This window comes from Streptomyces sp. Y1 (genome assembly GCF_041053115.1).
GTDB classification, from domain to species: domain Bacteria; phylum Actinomycetota; class Actinomycetes; order Streptomycetales; family Streptomycetaceae; genus Kitasatospora; species Kitasatospora rubellomurina.
The window spans coordinates 6,691,311-6,709,374 of sequence record NZ_CP163445.1 but is presented as its reverse complement, the minus strand read 5'-3'; the positions used below and the strand labels follow the sequence as shown (position 1 = coordinate 6,709,374).

The following is an 18,064-nucleotide window of genomic DNA, read 5'->3' as shown; positions in this document are numbered from 1 at the left end:
GCGCGAGTTCGTCCTCGTAGCGGGGCAGCCAGGAGGTCGGCGTCGAGCCGTCCGGTGCCGGGCACCGTCAGGGCGGCGCGGAGGCAGACGAGCGCGCCCGAGCTCAGGCGAAGACGCGTTCGGCGCCGCTGTGCCCGACCAGGGCGGCGATGTCCTCGCACTCGGCGGCGAGCCCGTATCCGGCGCCGGCCGGCCCGCTGAGCCCGCGGCCGCGCCGGTCGGACACGTACACGGTGAACGTGCCGGCCGGGGCCTCCGCCAGCCGCATCAGGTTTGCGCGGCCTGGCCGCCGCCGTGCACGAGGAGCACGGCAGGGCCGCTGCCGAGCTCGCGGTACCCGATCACCGTGCCGTCCCGGGAGACGACCGATCCGGTCCGGAAGGCTGTCATCGCACCGGCTCCGCCCGCGCGTCCGGGGGTTCCGCTGCCGGGTTCGAGGCCTCGGTCGGCCGCACCGGGTTCATGCGCACCAGTCTGGACCGGCCCGTCAGCCGCGTGTCAATGCGATCCGGGCGAAAGCGTAGGAGAGTTGACGCCCCGCCGGACCGCCCGACCCGGCGTCACCCCGAGGTGCAGGGCGCCGAGCAGCAGGCACAGCGCGGCCATCGCGGACCAGAGCGCGGTCGTCCCGGCGTGGCCGAGGAGCTGGGTGCCGAGGACGGGCGCGAGCGTCGCGGCGAATCCCCAGCTGAGGCCGAAGACCGCCAGGTAGCGGCCGGTCCCGCCGGGCGGCGCGAGGTCGGTGACGAGTGCGTAGACGCGGCCCATGACGAGCAGGTCGCCGAGGCTCCACACGGCGGCCGAGGCGAGCAGCGCCGGCAGGGTACGGGCGAGGGCATAGCCGGTCAGACCCACGGCCAGCAGGAGGTGGGCGAGGGCGAGGGCCACGGGTGTCGCGAGCCGGGTCGTCCAGGGCAGCCGGACCAGCGGCTGGGCGAGGACGTTGGTGGCCGCGGCGGCGGTGAACAGCAGCCCGGCGTCCGCGGCGGGCCGGCCCTGGTGGACGAGGGCGAGCGGCAGGGTCAGGACGGTCTGCTGGTTGATCAGGGCGTAGGCGGTTCCGGTGGCCAGGGCGACCAGGAGGGCCCGGTCGTGCAGCGGCCTTACGGCGGCGTCGCCCCGCTCCGACGAGGCGGCTGCGGGCGGCGCCGGACGGTCGCGGGGCAGGGCCAGCCGGATCAGCAGCGCGCAGGCCAGGCAGGTCACGGCGTCGGCGACGAAGAGCCAGCGCAGGCTCCGGCCCGCGAGCAGGGCGGCGAGCAGTCCGGCGCCGATGCCGCCCGCGGCGAGCACGGCGCTGAACAGGCTGAACGCGCGCACCCGGTGCCGTGCCGGGACGGATTCGCCGATGATCGCCTGGCTCGGCGGTTCGTAGAGCTCGAAGGCCAGCCCGAGGAGGACGGCTGCGGCGATCGTCCAGGCGAGCGAGGTGGAGGCGGCGATCGCCAACTGGGCGGCGGCGCAACCGCAGAGGCCGAGCAGGATGGTGGTCCGGCGTCCGACCCGGTCGGCCAGGCGGCCGCCGGCGAGGCGCGAGGGGATGGTCGCGAGCCCGAAGGCGGCGCTGACCAGCCCGGCGACGGTCAGGCTCGCGCCGCGGCCGGTGGAGATCAGCGCGGTGAGGAAGGGGAGCGAGAAGGCCCCGAGCCGGTTGACGAACCGGGCGAGTAACAGCAGCCGGACGGAGCGGGGCAGTGGCTCGGAGCGGGGCGACGGTTCGGGGCGCGGCAGCGGGTCGGGGCCGGGCAGTGCTGCGGGGCGCGGCAACGTCTCACGGCGGGGCGGCGGTTCGGGGCGCGACATGGCGCCTCCCGTCACTGGTGAATGAGCTAATGTCGGTGACGGACACCGTAGGCAGCGAAAGGTAACCGGTCAAGTGCTCTTCGACAGTCACATGCGCACCCTGCTCGACGCCTCGGTCGCACTCGTCAACGCGCTGACCGACGGCGAAGCCCGCGGCCGCAGCTACCTGGCCCCCGAAGGCGCCGAACGGGTGGGCGCCGTCCGCGCGGCCCTCGCCGCCGGGGCGGACCTCGGCCCCGACCAGGCCGACCGGCTGGCCGCCACCGCCCGTACCCTGCGCGCCGTCTTCGAAGGCGCCGCCGCCGACCGCCTCGACGACGCGGCCCTCGCCCTCAACACCCTGATCCGCGAGACCGGCGCCCACCCCCAGCTCCGCCGCGCCCCCGGCGAACCGTGGCAGGTCCACTTCCACGGCTCCGACGACTCCTACGCCACCGGCTGGAGCGCCGGCTGCGCCACCGGCCTCACCATGGCCCTCGGCGGCGACTACGGCGGCCGCCTCGGCGTCTGCGCGGCCCCGCGCTGCGACCGCGTCTACGTCGACACCTCGCGCAACGCCGGACGCCAGTTCTGCTCGACGGCCTGCCAGAACCGGGTCAAGGCGGCGGCGTTCCGCTCCCGCCGCGCGAGCGGCGAGGCGTGACCTTCCGCGTCGCCGACCAGGTGTGAGGTCCGCAGGCCGCCCAACCTCAGGACCGCCACCAGAACCGCGGCGTCTTCGGCACCTCCCCGCCCGCCTTCCCGATCTCGGCGCTGAGCCGCTTCCACACCTCCCGGCTCCCCGGCCGGTCGACGGCCGCCCTGACCACCGGCAGCCGACGTCCGGACATGTCGGCGGCCAGGCTGGCCGCCGTCACCGCGATCGCCGCCCGCACGTCCGCGTCCAGTCCGGCGGTGCAGTGCAGGTGGCGCAGGAATTCACCGGTCGCCCAGCCCGAACGGCCCCGGCAGAAGACGTCGACCAGCCGACCACGGACGGCGGGCCCCACACCGCCGGCCGCCAGCTCCGCGACCAGGCGCGCCGCCGACTCGCTGTCGCGCACCACGGCCGCCAGCTCGGCGACCAGCCGCTCGGCGGCCCGCTGGTGCCCGGCCGCGTCCAACCTGACGGCGAGCCAGGCCGAGGCCGCCCCCTCCCGGACCGTCATGTCGACCAGTCTCGACGCGACTCCCGGCGCCTGCCCATTCGTCCACGGCGCGGCCTCCAGGACTCCGGCAAGGCGGGCCAGCGGCTCGCCGTAGAGGAGCAGGGCGGTGATCCGGACCCAGTCGGTCCGCCCCCGGTTCATCAACGACTCGACGATCCGGACCAGTTCATCCGCCGGCCGCGCCGCGGCGAGGACCTTGCACAGCTCGGCCACACACCGCTCGGCCTCGTCACTGCCCAGCGCCGCCAGCGTGTCCAGCAGCGCGACGGCATCCTCGGGTGACCGGTAGAGGACGGCCGTCGCCAGGGCCACCCTGGCCCGCCCCGACGTCGCAGCCACCGCCGGAACCGAGGCGACGAGCTCGGGGACCGGACGATCGGCCCCCGCCGCCCGCAAAACCGCCGGCCGGTCGATCTCCGGGAAGCTCTCGGACAGCGCCCGGTACCACGCCCCCAACTCGGTGTCCGGGGGCACCCTTTCGAGCAGGAGGGCCGCTAGTCCGAACCGGCCGAGTCGGTGCAGACCGGTCCAGATCGCGACGGCGTGCTGCGCCGTCGCGAGAGTGCAGAAGAGGAAGTAGAGCAGATCGTGCGACGCCCCGCCCCGAACAACTCCTTCCAGGAGCGCGATCCCCTCCGCCGGGGCCAGATTGCCGGACCGGTCGAGCAGGACCGCCGGTGCCGCCCGCCCCTGCCCGTCCACGGCGAGGAGCAGGTCGCCGATCGCCGCTCCCGAGCCGGACCACGGCGCGGCCGTCAGCACGTCCCCGGCCAGCGCGTCCTGCCCCCGGCCGAACAGCTCGACCAGCAGGGCCCGGCACCGGTCCTGGTCGACCCGGTAGCCCAGCCAGTCGGTGAGCCCCGACGCCCCGCCCACCATGCCGGAGAGCCGGACCAGCGCGTCCGCGACCTCCCCCGGCGGCCGTTCGCCCGCTGTCTGGCAGGCCGCCACGTAGTCCGCCGCGCTGCCGTTGCGGAAGAACGCCACAGCCGCGCCCGCCTCCTGCGGCGTCATCGCGCGCAGCACCGCGTCGCGCACCCGCTCCGCCTCGGGCTCGCTGCCGGAACTCCGCAGCTTCGGCAGCAGGTTCCAGAGCCGCACCGCGTCACCGACCCGACCGTTCGCGAACACGGCCAGCAGGCAGTCGGTGGCCTGGCCCGACCCGTCCGCCCGGGCCGCTCCGAACAGCCAGGGAGCGTTCACCCACACCACCTCGGCGACGCAGCGGGCCACCGCGCGCTCGGGGTTCGCGGCCCGCAGGCTCGCGATCCGGGTCAGCGTCTCCGCGAGCGATCGCGTCTCCAGGTACGTCCTCACCACGCCGTCCACGACCGACGCCAGGGCCTCCTGCGGCCGGGCGTCCAACCCGAGCAACAGCTCCGCCGCCCACGCGGGCGGGCGTCGGGCCACGGCCTCGGTCAGCAGGTGGGCGGCGCCCTGGTCGACCATCGACCCACCGGCCCGGGCCAGGCACTCGGCCAGCGCGGCCACCTCGGCGGCCGACCACTTCACGGCCGCCTCCTCCAGCACGTACCTGCCCAGACCGGGGCTCGGGCCCGTCAGCAGCAGCACGGCGAGCTCGGCGACGGACGCCGCGTCCCGCGCGGTGCAGACCCGGTCGAGCAGGGACCGGGCCTGCCACCCGTGCCCCTCGCCCGCCAGCCAGACCGCGAACCCGGCCTGCCGTTCCACGTCCCCGCCCTCGGCGATCTGCCCGAGCAGCAGCCGGGCCCCGGCGTTCCAGTCCCGTGCGGCGAGCTCGGCGAGCATGCCCCGCACCTCGTCGTCGCCGTGGGCGAGCAGGCCGGACGCCAGCTGCGCGCCGATCCGCCCGCGCAGGGCCGGGCGGCCCGGCATCTCCACGAGTTCGGCGTACGCCTCCGGCAGCCGGATCACCGACGCCACCCGCTCGACCAGGACGGGCCGGTCCTCGTCCCGGGCGCGCTCCACCATGGTCAGCAGGTCGGCCACCGGGCGGGTGACCTGGACGGCTCGGCGGAGGTCGACGAGTGCGGCGCCGAAGCCGTACCGGTCCAGGGCCTCCGCCAGGGCGTCGAGCTCCGTCAGCGAACAGGACTCCGCCAGCACCGCCACGGCCTCGTCGACCAGGCGGTCATCGCTCTCCCCCGCCACCCGGAGGAAGAGCGCCGCCTCGTCCACGGGCGCCCGGCGCAGCGCCGCCCAGAGGGTGTCGAGCAGCCCGGCCGGTCCGTCCGTCCGGAGCAGGCCCGCCAGCGCCGCCGCCTCGAACGGGCGGAAGGGCTCGACCGCCCGCCCCAGGACGGCCCGGACGTCCTGCTCCGCGCCCACCGCGTGCAGGCGCCGCAGCAGCGCGTGCAGCCGCGCGGGGGCGAGTCGCACCGCCTCCGCGTACACCCACCGCAGGTGGTCCGCCAGGCCCGACGCCCGCAGCGCGTCCGGCAGCAGGTGCCCGTCACCGCGCAGCGCGACGGCGGTCTCCAGGACCCGTACGGTGTCCTCCTCGCCGCCACCCGCCCGTGCCGCGGCGACCGCCAGCCACGCGACCAGCCGATCCAGTGCCCCACCCGCGATCGCCGCCAGCACGGCGTCCCGGTCCCGGTCCCGCCCGGACGCGGCCAGGACGGCCAACAGCTGTTCCAGCGCCGGCAGTTCACCGCCCTCGGCGGCCTCCAGCACCAGCCGGGCGGCCTGGTTGCGCAGGCCCGCCGCCTCCAGCGCGGCCAGCAGGTCCGGCAGGTCCTCCAGCGGCCGCGCCGCCGTCAGCAGCAGCTCCGCCGTGGCGGCGCGGTCGGCGTCGTACAGGCTGCCGACGAACCCGGCGATGTCCGGCGCGGGCAGGCCGCCCACCGCCCGGACCACCGCCGCCCGCAACGGCTCCACCAGTTCGGAGGGCAGGCCGTCGTCCGCGAGCAGCAGCGCCAGCAGGTCGCCGGCGGCGCGGGCCGCGACCGCCGACTCCACCATCCGCCGGGCCAGTTCGGCCTGGCCCACCCCGTGGACGGCGGCCGCCAGCTCGACCAGCGCCTCGACGGGCCGCAGCCGCGCCGCCGCCGCCCACATCGCCTCCACCGCCCACCCGGGCAGCCGGTGGCTCAGTTCGAGCAGCGCGGGCGCCGGGCCGCCGGTCGCGAACTCCTCCAGGTACTCGGTCCGCCCGGAGGAGAACACCTGGTAGACGACGTCCGCCGCCAGCTTCGCGTAGTCCGTGACACCCGGCTGCGGCTCCGGGATCGGTTCGACCGACAGTTCCACCGGGACGGCCTCCGGCACCTCCGGCACCTCGGCCGTCCGCCGCGCCTCCACCACCACGAACTCCGACTGGACGACGTCGGTCAGCAGCCGGACCGCCTGGGCCGCGCCGCTCCGCCCGGTCTCGCGGTGCAGCAACTCGACCTTCACCTGCACCTGTTCGCACAGCTGCTGCAGGTCCAGCGGCCCGTCGTGCGCGACCAGGACGTCGCGCACCGCCCGCGAGAACAGGCTGAACGAACCGTCGTCCTGCGTCCACGACGGCTCCGCCGCCGGCGCGAAGCGCGCCAACTCCCCCGGCGAACACGCGTACAGCCGCGCCACCTTGCGCCCGGCGACCGCCCGCACCTCACCCGACGCCCAGCCCACCGGGCCCGCCATGTAGTCCCGGACACCCTGCCGACACGCGTCGATCATGATCAGCACCTGCGCGGCCCGGGTGCCCTGCAGCTGCTCCTTCCAATCGATCGCCACACAGCCCGACTTGTACTGCACCTCCGGGTGGATGTCCTCCGGCACCAGGAAGTCCTGCCCGTCGATGTGCGTCCCGTGCCCGCTGAGGCAGATCAGCAGCCGGTCACCCGGCCGCGCCCGCTTCAGGAACCCGTTCACCTCGCCGTTCACGAAGTTCGCCGTCACCTGGCGCCCCGCCACCGGCCGGGGCCGGAGGACCTCCACCCCGCGCTCCCGCAGCGCCTCGCCCAGCTTCTCCAGGTCCCGGTGCACGAAGTGCAGCGACTCGCCCTCGCCGTAATCGGCGGCCCCGATCAGCAGCGCCGAGAATCTCCCCACCCAGCCCGTCCCCCACCCACCCCAACGACCGGATCAGCGCCCCGACTTCAGCGATCCACCATCGCCACAGGATAGCCCCGGTCATTCCGGTCCGAGGGCTTCGAGGGCTTCGAGGGGTTCGAGGGCTTCGAGGACGAGGACCGGGATCACGCGGTGGGTCCGCTCCTGGTACTCGGCGTACGGCGGGTACGCGGCGACCGCGCGCCGCCACCACCGGGCCCGCTCGTCGCCGGTGACCTCACGGGCCGTCATTTCCCGCTGCTCGGGGCCGTCCTGGAGGTCGACCTGCGGGTTGGCCTTGAGGTTGAAGTACCAGTCCGGGTGGCGCGGGAAGCCTTCCTTCGAGGCCACCACCGCGTACCGCCCCTCGTGCTCCACCCGCATCAGCGGGAGCTTGCGGATCCGGCCGCTCTTCGCGCCGCGCATCGTGACGATGACGACCGGCAGCCCCGTGTCCCACAGCGTCGTGCCCTGCGTGCCGCCCGAGCGCTCGTACAGCTCGACCTGCTCGCGGATCCACTGCTTCTGCGCCGGATTCGGCTCGTACTCGCCCTCAAGAGGCATCGCCTTCACCCCACTCTCCGCCGACACCTCCCAGTGTGACGGCAAGCCCCCGGCCCCGCACGGGGCCCGCCCGCCGGGGCCGGCGTCAGGGCGCGCCCGAGGTTGCCGACTCGGCGTCGAGTTCGGCGATCGTCTCCCGCAGCCAGGCGCGGTCGGCGCGGCTGGTGCCCGCGGCGAGGGTGAGCATGCCGCGGCGGAAGCGGTCGTCCATCTCGGTGGCGCGCACCGGCTTGCCGTCCGCGTAGAAGTAGCTGGCCGGGCGGTCCATGAACTCCAGCCGGCGGCGCAGCACGCGGGCCTGGTCGGCCGGGTCGGGCAGCCGGCCGAGGAAGGCGAGCAGGACGAGGAACGAGTTGCGGTCGGTGATCTCGACCTCGGCGGGTTCGCGGAGGCGGCGCAGCAGTTCTGCCTGGCCCTCGGCGGTGAGGGAGAGCACCTGGCGCGGGGTGGCGCCGCGGCCGGGCTCCTCCTGGCGGTCCAGGTGTCCGGCCTTGCGGAGCCGGTTCAGCGCGGGGTAGAGCGCGCCGTCGCTGACGGGGCGGACGTGGCCGGACAGGCCGGAGATGCGGGCCCGCAGCTCGTAGGCGTGCAGCGGCTCTTCGGCCAGGAATCCAAGGATGCTCAAGCTCAGCACGCCGCCATCGTAGCGGCCGACCCACGATCAGTGTCCACTCGATCAGAGCCCACTCGACCAGAGCCCACTCGATCAGTGTTGACTCGATTCGAGTGCCACGATTAGAGTCACCGACTGTCTGACCATCCGCCAGATCACGCCGGAGGAAAGCACCATGACCGAGATCGTCGTCGGCAACGCCCGCGTCCAGTACCGCGCCGAAGGCAGCGGGCCCGGCCTGGTGCTCGTCCACGGCACCGGCCCCGGGTCGGTCACCTGGGACGCCCTCAGCGGCGGGTTCACCGACCGGCACACCGTGCTGCTGCCCGACCTCTCCGGCAGCGCCCGCGTCGAGGACGACGGCGCCGACCTCACCGTCGAGGTCCTCGCCGAACAGGTGGCCGCGGTGATCGAGCACGCGCGCCAGGAGCAGCACCTCGGCCCCGGCCCGGTGGACGTCGTCGGCCACTCGCTGGGCGCCGTCACCTCCGCCGCGCTGGCCGCCACCCGCCCCGACCTGGTCCGCCGGCTCGTGCTGGTCGCGGGCCTCGGCCACGCGGAGGACCCGTACTTCCGCACCGCCACGGGCGTCTGGCTGGACCTCGCCCACGACCCCGAGGCCTTCGGCCGGTACAGCGCCCTGGTCGCCCTCAGCCGCCGCCACCTGCGCACGGTCGGCCACGAGGTGGTCGAGCACGTCGCCGGTGTCATGCGGCCCACCAGCGGCATCCTGCGGCAGCTCGACCTCGTCCGCCGCCTCGACATCCGCCCCCTGCTGCCGCTGATCCAGGCCGAGACGCTGGTGGTCGGCTGCGCCGAGGACGCCCTGGTGCCCGTCGAGAACGCCCGGGAGCTGCGGGCCGCGATCCCCGGCAGCAGCTACGCCGAACTGGACTGCGGCCACGTCTTCCGCGCCGAGCGGCCCGCCGAGTTCACCCGGCTGACCAGGGACTTCCTGCAGGCGACCAGCCTGCGGACCGCCGCCTGACCCGCGGGCGTCAGACCGGCAGGGCCCCCGCCGGGTGGCCGTGCCGCCGCCCGCAGGCGGTGAGGGCGAGCACGCCGTGGCCGGTGACGGCGACCCGCGGGCCCAGGCCGCCGGGGTCGACGGAGAGCCGGGCGGCGATGGTGGAGGCGTCGCAGGTGTCGGGGATCCCCAGCTCCTCCTTCAGCCGGCGGCGCCGGGCGAGGAACGCCTCGGAGTCGTACGGGTCGACCCCGTCGAAGGCACCGGCGGGGAAGCCGTCCTGGTGCGGCAGGAGGTAGCCGGCCTCGGCCGGGTGCCCGGGGCCGTCGTCGCCCTCCTCCGCCGCCAGGTGCCCGTCGTAGTGGCGCACCACCTCGCCGCCCTCGGCGACGCACCAGGCCGTCCAGTCGTCGGCGCAGCTCGTCCCGTACCACTGGGCCGAGCCGAACCGGCGGCTGAGCTCCGCGCAGCGCTGCCGCACCACCGGCGGGAGGGCCGCCTCCGGGTCGTCCGCGTCGTCGACGCGGTGGGAGTCCTCGGCGGTGTCACCGAAGACCAGCGTCCAGCCGTCCAGGCCGGGGCTGACGAAGACCCGGGCGCAGCGCTCGTGCGGGCGGCGGCCCACCCACCCCTGGTCGGCGATCCAGGCCGCCTCACCGGTCCGGAGGGTGACGGGCTCGGCGTCGGAGAGGTCGAAGGCCGCCAGCACGGCCTCCTGGTCGGTGGTCGGCACGGCGTACCAGCACCCGCTCGCGTGCATGGCCTCCGGCAGCTCGGCCGCCAGCTCGATCGCGGTCAGCCGCCGCCAGGCGGCCCGGTCCCGGTCGTCGAGCGCGGGCGGCCCGCCGATCGCCGCGAGCGCCTCCAGCGCGCCGGCCCGCACCCGGGGCCCCGGCGCGGGGCGGCGGCGCACCCGCCGCAGTGCGGGGACGGCCGCGCTGCCGATGGCCCGGAGGGCCAGGACGGCCCGGTCCCGGACGGTGCCCTCCCGGTCCCCCAGCAGCGGGACCAGCCGGTCGACGAACCCGGCCGCGGCCTCGCCGCGGTCCTGGAAGGCGGACAGCGCGCAGGCCCGGACCCCGCTGCGCGGGTGGTCCAGCAGCGGCAGGTAGGCCGCGAGGTCGGCCACCTTCACCCCCGCCAGCGTGAACGCCACCCGCCGGGCCACCTCCCGCGTTCCGGCGTCCTCGGCCGCCCGCACCAGCGGCGCGAGGGCCGGCTCGCCGACCCTGCGCAGCACGTCGGACGGCACGATCCAGTCGACGGGCGACGCGACGTCGCAGAGCAGGCCCAGCACGGCCGGGACCACCGCCGCGCCCCGCGCCACGAGGGCGTCGCGGGCCGCCCGGGTCTCGTGGAAGGTCCCGGAGAGGTCGTCGGTCAGCGTGCGCGCGTCCATGGCGCGCACCCTAGCCGGGCACACCGACAGCCGGCCCGCGATCGCCGCAGCCGATGCCGTAACCCGCTTCGGCGAACGGGAGTTGGGCAGGGCATGACGAATCCCTTCCCCGAGCCGCCCGCCTCGCCGAGCCCCGCCCGCCGGGCCCGGGCCGCCGCCGAGCGCGCGGACCGGGTGCGGCGCGAGCTCCGCGAGCTGGCCGGGAGCGAGCAGCCGGACGCCCAGCGGCGGCTCGCGCTCCTGGTCGCGGTGGAGGCGGCGACGGCGGCGGCCGGACGGGCGGCCGCGTGGGTCTTCGAACTCGCCGCCCGCACGGCCGACTTCGACCTGGCCGAGTTCGGCGCCGCCGTCCTCACCTGCGGCCAGGAGCTGGACCCGGCGGACCACGACACCGGGGGCGTCTCCGCGGACGTCGCGCTGGTGCTGAACGGCTTCGTGCTGCCCGGCACCGGCCTCACCGCCGGGGAGCGGCGCGCGCTCACCGAGCTCGGTGCGGCGGCGCTCGCCCTGAGCGGCGCCGTCGCCGGCGGCCGCGCCGCCGCGGACCTGCCCCCGCTCACGGCCCGGCTCGACGGGATCACCGGCACCGGCCGCGCCGCCGCCTGAAGGAAGCGCGGTGAGGCCGAACGAACCGCGTCAGTCCGAGTTCTCCCAGACCAGCACCCCCGGCCCGTCCGGGGTCAGGACCGGGAGCCAGGCCTCGGCGGCCTCGGCGAGGCGGGACTCGTCGAGCACCAGCGACGGCGGGACGGGTTCGTCGGTGCCCCCGGAGCCGTAGATGCCGAAGTCCCGGACGGCGGCGCGCACCCGCTCCAGCACCTCGGGCGACCACGCCCGGCCGCGGTGGCCCCAGCCCTTCAGCTCGCCGACGAAGATCTTCCGCAACTCCTCGTCCGGGTCGGCCCCGTACAGCGGCACGAGGTACCCCTCCTGCTCGTACTGGTCGCAGCTGTAGCCGCCGCACTGGTTCTGGTAGACGACGCCGGTGGGCGCGGCCACGATGACGAACACCCAGCCTCCGCCGCACCCGTCCGGGTCGAGGAAGACGTAGCGCTTCGGGGCGTCAGCAGTCGGCAGCGGCTGGGGCTGCAGCTGGGCAGGAGTCATGCGGGCATGGAACTCCAGCCGCGCGCCGCCGGGCCACCGAATATCCGCCCCCGCCCGTGCGGGGCGCCTGCGATGATGGCCCGATGTCCACCACCCCCCTCGCCGAGGCCCTGCTGCGCGGCGTGGCCGCCAACCCGGCCGCGCCGTCCGAGGTCCTGCTGCGCCTGCTGGCCCGGGCCGGACGCCCCGCCTGGCCCGTCCTGTGCGAGCAGCGCGCCCTGCCGCCGGACGTCGTCGAGGCGGTGCTGGCGCACCCGGAGTCGGCGGTGCGGCGGGCCTTCGCCCGCAGCCGGTGCGCCGCGCCCGAGCAGCGCGGCCGGCTGGCCGACGACCCGGAGGCCTTCGTGCGCATCAGCCTGGCCGCCGGTCCGCGGCCCCGGCTGGGCCCGCCCGAGCCGCTGCCGGACGCCGTCCTGGTGGCGCTGCTGACGGCCCGGGACGGGGACCACCCGGGCGAGCAGAGGTTCACGGCGGGCGAGATCGCCGAGGAGCTGGAGTTCTCCGGCCAGATCCCGCAGGCGTTCCGCCGCGCGCTGCTCACCCACCCGCACCCGGCCCTGCGGGCCAAGGCCACCGGCCTGTGGCTCTGGCTGGCCCCCGAGCAGCGCGCCGCCCTGCTGGCCGACCCGGACGAGGCCGTCGCAGCGGCGGCCCGCCGCCGCGACCGCGAGCTGGACCCGGCCGCGATGGAGGCCGACCTCCCGGACCGCGACGGGCACACCCGGAACATGCTGCTCGTCAACTACGCCGTCTCCCACGCCGTCGCCGAGCGCTGCCTCGCCGAGCGGCGCAACCTGTGGTCCCTCGCCGCCAACCCGCACACGCCGGCCGCCGCCGTCGCCCGGCTCGCCCGCGACCCCGACCCGAAGGTGCGCGAGCGCGTCGCCGCGCGGGCCGACCTCGACCCGCCGCTGCTGGCCGAACTGGCCGAGGACCCGGACGAGGCCGTACGGCTGCGCGCCCTGGTCCAGCCGCTGCCCCGCACCTGGCCGCAGCGCAGCGCCATCGACCGGGTGCGCGGCTGCGGCACCGCCTGCGGGGCCCGGTCCACGGCGGAGTGCGTCGGCCCGGTCCCCGAGATGGTCCGCGAACCGGAGACCGCCTGGTACGCGGCCTGCGCCGACTCACCGCACCCGCTGCTGCGCCGGGTCGCCGCGACCTGCCGGCTGCTGCCCGAGGAGGTGGTGCACCGGCTGGCCGCCGACCCCGAGCCGGACGTCCGCCACCTGCTGGCGCTCAACCACCCGCTGGCGCCGCCCGCCGCCGTCCTCGACGCCTTCCTCGCCCTACCGCGCCGGCGCCCGTACCTGCTCACCCTGCCGCGCCTGCCCCGCACCGGGCTGGCGCACCTGCTCGGCCACCAGGACGCGGAGGTCCGCGCCCTGGCCGCCGCCGACCCCGCCCTCCCCGCGCCGCCCACCGCGCTGCTCACCGACCCGGACGGGCCCGTCCGACGCGCCGCCGCGGCCAACCCGCTGCTCGCGCCCGCCGTGCTCGACGCGCTCCTGGACGGCCCGGACCCGGACGCCGCCGAGGGCGCGGCCGCCAACCCCGGGCTGCCCGCCGCCCGCCTGCACGCCCTCCTCGACCGCTGCGGCTGACGCCCGCCGGAAGGGCCGTCAGTCCGGCAGCACCCACCCGGGCCGCCACGTCCCCGCGGCGTCGTGCCCGCCGCCGACCGCCGCCAGGTGGGCGCGGAGGGTGGCCAGCGCCGGGTGGGGGTTGTCGCGGTGCCACAGCAGCGAGTGCGGGTAGACGGGCACGGGGCCGGTCACCGGGATGCGCCGCAGGTCGTGGCCGGCGGGCCAGACCAGCCTGGTCCGCTCGCTCATGAAGGTGGCCAGGGCCGGGGTGTCGGCGATGGTGTCGAGCAGCACGTCGGAGCCGAAGTTGGGGCCGGTCGCCTCGATGGTGAGGCCGAACTCGGCGACCAGGTCGTCGTAGTAGGCGGCCCACTCGGTGCCGGGGACGATGCCGGGCATCCAGATCCGGTGCCCGACCAGCTGGTCGAGGGTGACCGACCGCGCGCCCGCCAGCGCGTGCCCGGGGCCGGTGAGCAGCTCCAGCGGCTCGTCGAGCACCCGGGCGGAGGCGATGTCCTCGGGCAGCGGCCGGCCGGGTGCGCGGACCGCGCGGAAGGAGGCGTCCACCGCGCCGGACCGGATCCCGGTGACGGCCGCCTCGACGTCGAACAGCATCACCACGTCGAGGTCGATCTCGGGGTACGCGCCGTGGAAGCCGCGCATCAGGCTCGCCCCCGCGCCGCGCGAGGCGATCACGTCGACGCGCAGCGGCCGCCGCCCGGCCCGCACGGAGCCGACCGCCCGCTCGGCGACGCGCAGCAGTTCGCGCGCGTGCGGCAGGAACGCCTGCCCGTCGATGGTGAGTTCGGCCCCGCGCGGGGTGCGGGTGAACAGCCGGACGCCGAGGTCGCGTTCCAGCGTCGCGATGCGCTTGGAGACGGCCTGCTGGGTGAGGCGGAGGTCGGCGGCGGCCTTCTGGAACTGGCCCGCTGCGGCGACGGCGGCGAAGGTGCGTACGGCTTCGAGGTCCACGCCCACCGACCCTAGTGCACAACGATCGGTTGTGGGACGCGGCTGCGGCGGTTGTTTGACCTGCGCTTGTGCCGGGCGGTTGGCTCTCCCCGGTCAACGTCGGTTTGTCCGGGCGGGTTCGGGACGGGAGTGCGGAAGATGGTGCGCAGGAGGCCGCTGGGCCGGCAGTTCGGCTGGCTGTGGGCGGCGTACGCGGTGAGCGCGTACGGGTCCGGGCTGGGGTTCGGGGCGTTACCGCTGATCGCCGTGCTGGCGCTGGACGCCGGCCCGGCGCAGGTGTCGGCGCTGTCCGCGGTGGGGCCGGCGGTCGGCGCGCTGATCGCGGTGCCGCTGGCGCCGTGGGTGGAGTTCCGGCGCAAGCGCCCGGTGATGATCGCGATGGACCTGGTCCGGTTCGCCGCCATGGCGTCGATCCCCCTCGCGTACGCCCTCGGCCTGCTCGGCTTCGCCCAGCTGCTGGCGGTCTCGGCGGTGGTCGCCGCCGCCAGGATCGCGTTCGGCGCGGCCTCCGGCGCGCACCTCAAGGCCCTCGTCCCCCCGGCGGACCTGCTGGTCGCCAACTCCCGCTTCGAGTCCACCAACTGGAGCTCGATCGCGATCGGCCCGCCGCTCGGCGGCGCGGCGATCGGCCTGCTCGGGCCGGTCACCACCGTGATCGCCGACGCGCTCAGCTACCTGCTGTCCGCACTCGGCATCACCGCGATCCGTGGCCGGGAGGAGCCCCCGCCGCGCCCGTCCACCAGGCCGGGCGTCCGGGCCGCCAGCCTGCTGGACGGCTGGCGGCACATCCTCGGCGATCCCGGCCTGCGGCCGCTCTACCTCAACCAGCTGCTGGTCTCCGGCCTGATCATGGCCACCGAACCGCCGCTCGCCGTCCTCCTGCTGCGCGACCTCCACTTCCCGCCCTGGCAGTACGGCCTGGCCTTCGCCCTCCCCTGCCTCGGCGGACTGGTCGGCTCCCGGCTCGCCCCGCGCGCCGTGGCCCGCTACGGCCGCCGGTGGGTGTTCCGGACGGTCGGCACGCTGCGCGCCGTCTGGCTGATCGGCCTGGCCTTCGTCCGGCCGGGCGTGGTCGGCCTGGCCACCGTGATGGCCGTAGAGCTCGCGATCATCGTGCACATGAGCCTGCACACCCCGGTGGTCGCCACCTACCGGCTCGAACGCACCCCCGCCCACCTCCTCGCCCGCACCCTCACGGCCTGGTCGATCGGCTCGCAGGCGTCCATCGCCGTCTGCACCGCCCTGGGCGGGCTGCTCGCCGCCGCCACCGGCCCGCGCACCGCGCTGCTGGCCGCCGGGCTGCTCATCCTGGCCAGTCCGCTGCTGCTCCCGCGCGGCGACGACCTGGCGTCAACACCGGAGCGCGAACCGGCCGGCCACCGCGCCTGACCACCCGCACAGCCACCCGCACACCCGCCCGCACACCCACGCCACACGAAGGAGACACCCCGCATGAGCACCGCCCTCCTCGTCCTGGACTGCCAGCCCGCCGTGCTGGCCGCCCTCCCCGCCGACGCCGACCGGGAGGCCCTGCTCGACCGGCTCGCCCGGGCCGCCGCCGAGGTCCGCGCGGCCGGCGGCACCGTCGTCCACGTGCGCGTCGGCTTCACCGAGGCCGACTGGGACGCCGTCCCGGCCGCCAACCGGGCCTTCGCCCCGATCGCCGAGTACCGGGCCCTGCACCACGAGGACCCGGCCACCGCCGTCCACGAGCGGCTGGCGCCCCGGGAAGGCGACCTGGTCGTGCGCAAGACCCGCTTCGGAGCGCTGTCCACCACCGGCCTGGACCGGAGGCTGCGCGAGCGCGGCGTCAGCGCCCTGGTCGTCGCCGGGCTCACCACCAGCGGCGCCGTGCTGTCCACCGTCCTCGACGCGGCGGACCGCGACTACCGGCTGGCCGTGCTGTCGGACGGCGTCGCCGACCCGGACGCGCAGGCCCACGAGGTGCTGCTCCGCCGGGTGCTCCCCACCCGGGCGCAGGTCGTCGGGACCGCCGGCCTGGCCGCCCTGCTCGGCGGCGGCTGAGCGGGTCAGCCGGCCGCGTCGAACTCCGCCGGGATGCGGTCGGCGGCGATCGCGACCGCCTCCGCCGCCGTGGCCACACGGGTCTCCGCCGAGCCCTCCGCGCCCCACTCCGACACGCGGAACGTGCCGCCTCCCTGCGGCGCCGACAGGGTGGCGAAGCTCGGGACGAACGGGCGCGGCAGCCGGGAGAAGCGCAGCGCCCAGTGGCTGGTGAAGGGGTAGAACCGCCGCAACCGCGGTTCCGCGTAGGCGGCTTCGACGAGTGCCAGGTGCTCGGGCCAGTCGGTGTCCCGCGCCTCCTTCAGCCGGTACTGCCACTCCGCGGCGATCACGTCGACGGCGTTGCCGTCCGGCACCTCGAAGCGGCCGGTCAGCACGTCGAAGCCGGCGATCCGCCCGATCTCGTCGACCGACGCCCCACGGGCCCACGCCGCCATCACCGCGGGGACCTGGCCGAGCTCGTCGGTGACCCCCGAGAGCACCATCCCGTTGGTCGCCGACGCGCTGACCCACCAGCGCCGTTCGTGCACCCAGCCGGAGACGGCCACCGCTTCCCGGTGCGGCAGCACGGAGGCGGCCGCGGCGCGCCGTAGCGGATCGCCGTCGTGGGCCTCGGCGTCGAGCACCAGGCCCTGCTCCGCCGCCAGGGCCCGCAGCGCGGCGGCGAGGCTGCCGTGCCGCGCGATCTCCGGGTACAGGACGGCCGGATCGGGGGCTTCGTTCATCGCGGGGTCAGTTCCTCAACGTCGGACGGGGAAAGGGAAAGGGTGGCGGCCGGGTACGGAACCCGCTTGGTCCCGGTCAGCAGCCGGCGGTGGAACTCGTCCAGGACGAGGGCGGACCGGGCGTGCCGGTCGAGGATCGCGGCGAGGTCGGACGGGACGCCGGCGGGCCCGCGGCCGGCCGCCCAGGCGCGCAGCAGCCCGTCCGGGTCGGTGCCGGGCGGCAGCCGGTCGAGCAGGTGGTGGCGGATCAGGTGGCTCGCGGTGTGGTGGTGGTCGTAGCCGAGGTGGTCGGCGAGGAACCGCCGTTCGTCCCGCGCGAGTTCGAAGTCCGCGCTGAGGGCGAGGCCGAAGTCCGCGAAGTGGATCCGCCGGCCGTCGGTGAGCAGGTTGCGCAGGTGGGCGTCGAAGTGGACGAGGCCGTGGGCCCTCATGAAGGCGGCGCCGCGCGCCAGTTCGTCCGCCGCCCAGGTGGACACGGTGCCCCGGCCGTCCGGCGCCGCGGCCTCGCGGTGCTCGTACAGCCAGGCGCCGAGGGTGTGCGGCACGTGCTCCAGGAAGAGCACCAGGCTGTGGGTGGACCGCCCGATCGCCTCCAGCCGGGCGCGCACGGCGGGCGAGCCGTCCCAGTGCGCGACCGCGCCGTCCACGCCGCCGAACTCGTCCGCGAAGTCCTCCGGCGGGGTGTCGGGCAGGACGCGCCAGTGGTGCGTCAGCGGGAAGCCCTCGTAGGCGCGCGCCAGCACCCAGTGGGTGGTCATGGCGTGCACGGCCAGCTCCCGCCAGGCGCCGAACCCGGCCGAGCCCAGGCCGTACTGGTAGAACATCGGCAGGCCGAACAGGTTGGCCGTCGACCGGACGTGCTCGGGGCGCAGTTCGAGGTCCGTCAGCGGCACCCGCTTGACGAAGACCGGCGTGCCGTCGACCTCCAGCTCCGCGCACCGGCCGCCGACCCCCGAGCCGGCCGGGGCGGCGGCGGCCACCAGCTCGGCGAGCCGGCGGTCGCTGAGCAGGGCGAGCCGGGTGGCCACCCCGGCGTGGGCGGCGACCCGCTCGGCATGGTCGAGGAGGAGCTGGCGCATCGGTGCCTCTCGGCTGGTGTTCGGACGAACGCGGACCGCCCGAAACCCTATCCACC

Annotated in this window: 17 protein-coding genes; 6 read left to right on the top strand and 11 right to left on the bottom strand. The window is 76.2% G+C overall.

The window, feature by feature from the left end; all coding sequences use genetic code 11:
- Positions 1-103 precede the first annotated feature (103 nt).
- The 3 genes from AB2U05_RS29420 to AB2U05_RS29410 all read right to left on the bottom strand — a co-directional run bounded on the left by AB2U05_RS29420 (position 104) and on the right by AB2U05_RS29410 (position 1,803).
- Positions 104-268 (bottom strand): alpha/beta fold hydrolase, encoded by a 165-nt coding sequence (locus AB2U05_RS29420; RefSeq protein ID WP_369184720.1) that lies wholly within the window; start codon positions 266-268, stop codon positions 104-106.
- The gene (locus AB2U05_RS29415; protein ID WP_369184719.1) at positions 268-390 is read right to left on the bottom strand and encodes a hypothetical protein; all 123 of its coding nucleotides are present in this window, start codon (positions 388-390) and stop codon (positions 268-270) included. The genes AB2U05_RS29420 and AB2U05_RS29415 overlap by 1 nt, the downstream gene beginning before the upstream one ends.
- Before the next feature lie 108 nt (positions 391-498).
- Positions 499-1,803 carry an MFS transporter gene (locus tag AB2U05_RS29410; RefSeq protein ID WP_369184718.1) on the bottom strand — a complete coding sequence of 435 codons (1,305 nt, stop codon included), beginning with the start codon at positions 1,801-1,803 and terminating at the stop codon, positions 499-501.
- Positions 1,804-1,876: 73 nt separating this feature from the next.
- Here AB2U05_RS29410 and AB2U05_RS29405 point away from each other — a divergent pair, with 73 nt between their 5' ends.
- Positions 1,877-2,446 carry a CGNR zinc finger domain-containing protein gene (locus AB2U05_RS29405; RefSeq protein WP_244178743.1) on the top strand — a complete coding sequence of 190 codons (570 nt, stop codon included), beginning with the start codon at positions 1,877-1,879 and terminating at the stop codon, positions 2,444-2,446.
- 46 nt (positions 2,447-2,492) lie between these two features.
- On the opposite strand, the gene AB2U05_RS29400 is transcribed toward AB2U05_RS29405, so the two are convergent.
- The 3 genes from AB2U05_RS29400 to AB2U05_RS29390 form a co-directional block, all read right to left on the bottom strand.
- Entirely contained in the window at positions 2,493-6,974 is a 4,482-nt protein-coding gene (locus AB2U05_RS29400; protein ID WP_369184717.1) for a caspase family protein, read from the bottom strand.
- Positions 6,975-7,055: 81 nt separating this feature from the next.
- Complete coding sequence (locus tag AB2U05_RS29395) at positions 7,056-7,538, bottom strand: nitroreductase family deazaflavin-dependent oxidoreductase (RefSeq protein ID WP_369184716.1); 483 nt, start codon at positions 7,536-7,538, stop codon at positions 7,056-7,058.
- An 85-nt stretch (positions 7,539-7,623) separates the two neighbouring features.
- Entirely contained in the window at positions 7,624-8,172 is a 549-nt protein-coding gene (locus tag AB2U05_RS29390; protein WP_369184715.1) for a PadR family transcriptional regulator, read from the bottom strand.
- Positions 8,173-8,326: 154 nt separating this feature from the next.
- Between AB2U05_RS29390 and AB2U05_RS29385 the strand changes: the two genes are divergently transcribed.
- On the top strand, positions 8,327-9,139 hold the full coding sequence (locus AB2U05_RS29385) for an alpha/beta fold hydrolase (protein ID WP_369184714.1): 813 nt from the start codon (positions 8,327-8,329) through the stop codon (positions 9,137-9,139).
- Between the two features lie 10 nt (positions 9,140-9,149).
- Here AB2U05_RS29385 and AB2U05_RS29380 read toward each other — a convergent pair whose 3' ends face one another.
- Positions 9,150-10,517: a HEAT repeat domain-containing protein gene (locus tag AB2U05_RS29380; protein WP_369184713.1), complete on the bottom strand. Its 1,368-nt coding sequence runs from the start codon at positions 10,515-10,517 to the stop codon at positions 9,150-9,152.
- A 93-nt stretch (positions 10,518-10,610) separates the two neighbouring features.
- Between AB2U05_RS29380 and AB2U05_RS29375 the strand changes: the two genes are divergently transcribed.
- Positions 10,611-11,123, top strand: a complete 513-nt coding sequence (locus tag AB2U05_RS29375) for a hypothetical protein (RefSeq protein WP_045695605.1) — start codon at positions 10,611-10,613, stop codon at positions 11,121-11,123.
- Positions 11,124-11,153: 30 nt separating this feature from the next.
- Here AB2U05_RS29375 and AB2U05_RS29370 read toward each other — a convergent pair whose 3' ends face one another.
- Positions 11,154-11,624 (bottom strand): DUF6210 family protein, encoded by a 471-nt coding sequence (locus AB2U05_RS29370; RefSeq protein WP_369184712.1) that lies wholly within the window; start codon positions 11,622-11,624, stop codon positions 11,154-11,156.
- Positions 11,625-11,707: 83 nt separating this feature from the next.
- Between AB2U05_RS29370 and AB2U05_RS29365 the strand changes: the two genes are divergently transcribed.
- Positions 11,708-13,225 (top strand): hypothetical protein, encoded by a 1,518-nt coding sequence (locus AB2U05_RS29365; RefSeq protein ID WP_369184711.1) that lies wholly within the window; start codon positions 11,708-11,710, stop codon positions 13,223-13,225.
- Positions 13,226-13,243: 18 nt separating this feature from the next.
- On the opposite strand, the gene AB2U05_RS29360 is transcribed toward AB2U05_RS29365, so the two are convergent.
- Positions 13,244-14,179, bottom strand: coding sequence for a LysR family transcriptional regulator (locus AB2U05_RS29360; RefSeq protein ID WP_369184710.1), 936 nt, complete (start codon positions 14,177-14,179; stop codon positions 13,244-13,246).
- A gap of 138 nt (positions 14,180-14,317) precedes the next feature.
- Between AB2U05_RS29360 and AB2U05_RS29355 the strand changes: the two genes are divergently transcribed.
- Together AB2U05_RS29355 and AB2U05_RS29350 are read left to right on the top strand one after the other, a co-directional pair.
- Complete coding sequence (locus AB2U05_RS29355; RefSeq protein WP_369184709.1) at positions 14,318-15,568, top strand: MFS transporter; 1,251 nt, start codon at positions 14,318-14,320, stop codon at positions 15,566-15,568.
- Between the two features lie 63 nt (positions 15,569-15,631).
- Positions 15,632-16,204 (top strand): cysteine hydrolase, encoded by a 573-nt coding sequence (locus AB2U05_RS29350; protein WP_369184708.1) that lies wholly within the window; start codon positions 15,632-15,634, stop codon positions 16,202-16,204.
- Between the two features lie 5 nt (positions 16,205-16,209).
- On the opposite strand, the gene AB2U05_RS29345 is transcribed toward AB2U05_RS29350, so the two are convergent.
- Positions 16,210-16,929, bottom strand: coding sequence for a DUF6193 family natural product biosynthesis protein (locus tag AB2U05_RS29345; RefSeq protein ID WP_369184707.1), 720 nt, complete (start codon positions 16,927-16,929; stop codon positions 16,210-16,212).
- On the bottom strand, positions 16,926-18,008 hold the full coding sequence (locus tag AB2U05_RS29340) for a protein kinase family protein (RefSeq protein ID WP_369184706.1): 1,083 nt from the start codon (positions 18,006-18,008) through the stop codon (positions 16,926-16,928). The genes AB2U05_RS29345 and AB2U05_RS29340 overlap by 4 nt, the downstream gene beginning before the upstream one ends.
- Positions 18,009-18,064 lie beyond the last annotated feature (56 nt).

Coding starts and splice junctions, on each gene's coding strand:
- AB2U05_RS29420 (WP_369184720.1), bottom strand. CDS start 268: ATGCGGCTGGCGGAGGCCCCGGCCGGCACGTTCACCGTGTACGTGTCC.
- AB2U05_RS29415 (WP_369184719.1), bottom strand. CDS start 390: ATGACAGCCTTCCGGACCGGATCGGTCGTCTCCCGGGACGGCACGGTG.
- AB2U05_RS29410 (WP_369184718.1), bottom strand. CDS start 1,803: ATGTCGCGCCCCGAACCGCCGCCCCGCCGTGAGACGTTGCCGCGCCCC.
- AB2U05_RS29395 (WP_369184716.1), bottom strand. CDS start 7,538: ATGCCTCTTGAGGGCGAGTACGAGCCGAATCCGGCGCAGAAGCAGTGG.
- AB2U05_RS29385 (WP_369184714.1), top strand. CDS start 8,327: ATGACCGAGATCGTCGTCGGCAACGCCCGCGTCCAGTACCGCGCCGAA.
- AB2U05_RS29380 (WP_369184713.1), bottom strand. CDS start 10,517: ATGGACGCGCGCACGCTGACCGACGACCTCTCCGGGACCTTCCACGAG.
- AB2U05_RS29375 (WP_045695605.1), top strand. CDS start 10,611: ATGACGAATCCCTTCCCCGAGCCGCCCGCCTCGCCGAGCCCCGCCCGC.
- AB2U05_RS29370 (WP_369184712.1), bottom strand. CDS start 11,624: ATGACTCCTGCCCAGCTGCAGCCCCAGCCGCTGCCGACTGCTGACGCC.
- AB2U05_RS29365 (WP_369184711.1), top strand. CDS start 11,708: ATGTCCACCACCCCCCTCGCCGAGGCCCTGCTGCGCGGCGTGGCCGCC.
- AB2U05_RS29355 (WP_369184709.1), top strand. CDS start 14,318: ATGGTGCGCAGGAGGCCGCTGGGCCGGCAGTTCGGCTGGCTGTGGGCG.
- AB2U05_RS29350 (WP_369184708.1), top strand. CDS start 15,632: ATGAGCACCGCCCTCCTCGTCCTGGACTGCCAGCCCGCCGTGCTGGCC.
- AB2U05_RS29345 (WP_369184707.1), bottom strand. CDS start 16,929: ATGAACGAAGCCCCCGATCCGGCCGTCCTGTACCCGGAGATCGCGCGG.
- AB2U05_RS29340 (WP_369184706.1), bottom strand. CDS start 18,008: ATGCGCCAGCTCCTCCTCGACCATGCCGAGCGGGTCGCCGCCCACGCC.